Below are 1,524 nucleotides of genomic sequence, written 5' to 3'. Positions count from 1 at the left end.
GCCCCACCTGCGTAATTGGCTTTATTTCAATTTATTAAAATTTATTTCTTACCTTTTCTTAGTTTAATTATTGACCAACCAAAAACCATTTAAAATGAAAAAAGTAACGCTTTTGGCCCTTGCTTTGGGCCTAATGACGGCCTACGGCCAAAAAGAAAAAAACGGAACCATTTACAAAGAACATGAGGCCCTTGCCGCGGTGAATGCCATGCAAGCCGCCTGGGTAGCCGGGGACAGCGCCGCAGTGGCTTCCTACCTGCACGATGACTTTAAAGCCTTTAATGGCTCTGGCACCAACAAGGATGCTAAAGGCAACACCAAAGCCAATTACGCAGGTGGGGCCAAATGGTGGAAAGAAAATATGGCCTATCTCAGCCTTAACCCTACTCAGGGTACTTACGCCGACGCACTGGAATACAAGGACGGACAGATGTGGGTACAGACCTGGGATCAGCTCAAAGGGGTACACAACACCACAGGAGTTAAAATAGACATGCCAGTACACCGTATGTACCGCTTTAAGGACGGTTTAATTGACATGGCGCTCAGCTATCATAACGATGCCGTATATCGCGAAGTAGGGGAGAGTTTTGAGGATCGTAAGAACGGCACTATCTACAACCACCACGACTATATCAATAACGTACGGCGTATGATGCACGCTTTTGAACACGGGGATATGGAAAAGGCCTATAGCTATTTTGACGAAAAAGCCCGTTTTAGAAATATCGAAATGCCAAGGGACGAATCTATGACCATGGAAGAGTCTAAGGCCAACCTTAAGGACATGATGGATAAATTTACGGTAACTTCTATTGATGTAGTTGGTTATCCGGACTATCTGGAATATGATCTCCGCGATGGCAAGACCGTACAAAGTTGGTGGAATATTCGCCTCACCCGTAAATCTGATGACACAGAAATAGTGATGCCCGCCATGTATGTACACGACTTTAATGATGAGGGCAAGATAAGCAGTTCCACGGCTTATATTAGCAGTAAGTGGCTAGATTAATCTCGGACAGTAGTATATAAATAAAAAATCCGGTTCTAATTTTAGAGCCGGGTTTTTTTCCGAAAGCATTTAGCTGGGCAAAAGAAAGTTTGCACAAGTAGACATTCCCGACAGATTTGCTGTGCGAATAAACTAGTAAAAATGATGGAGTAACATTATTAGAATGAATTGAACCAATCTTAACCTACCCCCGACCCCTCTTCCAGGCCCAATAGATTCCGATAATTATTGTGAAGGGAGAGTAGTAGACTCTTTTGGTATAATATGCCTTTACTTAGACGTCTTGCTACATTTACGCTCTCATTTAATTTTCATTCCTTCTGTTTTATTTTTTTTAAATGGAAATAATCTACACACAAGATGTATATGATTAAACAAACTCCCAGTATGTTGATCCCTACGATAATTCTAAAAATAATTCCCAGTATATCTGCTATTGTTTCTTTCATGATTTTTTTTCTCTTGTTAAGATAACGTTTTGATGACAAAGAGACTATGAAAAAGGCTCG

At 41.3% G+C, this 1,524-nt stretch carries 1 protein-coding gene; it reads left to right on the top strand.

The window, feature by feature from the left end; translation table 11 throughout:
• Window positions 1-94 precede the first annotated feature (94 nt).
• Window positions 95-1,015, top strand: a complete 921-nt coding sequence (locus tag WBM49_RS13630; RefSeq protein WP_424372595.1) for a nuclear transport factor 2 family protein — start codon at window positions 95-97, stop codon at window positions 1,013-1,015.
• Window positions 1,016-1,524 lie beyond the last annotated feature (509 nt).

Source organism: Muriicola sp. (assembly GCF_049669965.1).
GTDB lineage: Bacteria > Bacteroidota > Bacteroidia > Flavobacteriales > Flavobacteriaceae > Muriicola.
The sequence above is the reverse complement of the archived record's forward strand: the minus strand, read 5'-3'. Positions and strand labels throughout refer to the sequence as shown.

Coding starts and splice junctions, on each gene's coding strand:
- WBM49_RS13630 (WP_424372595.1), top strand. CDS start 95: ATGAAAAAAGTAACGCTTTTGGCCCTTGCTTTGGGCCTAATGACGGCC.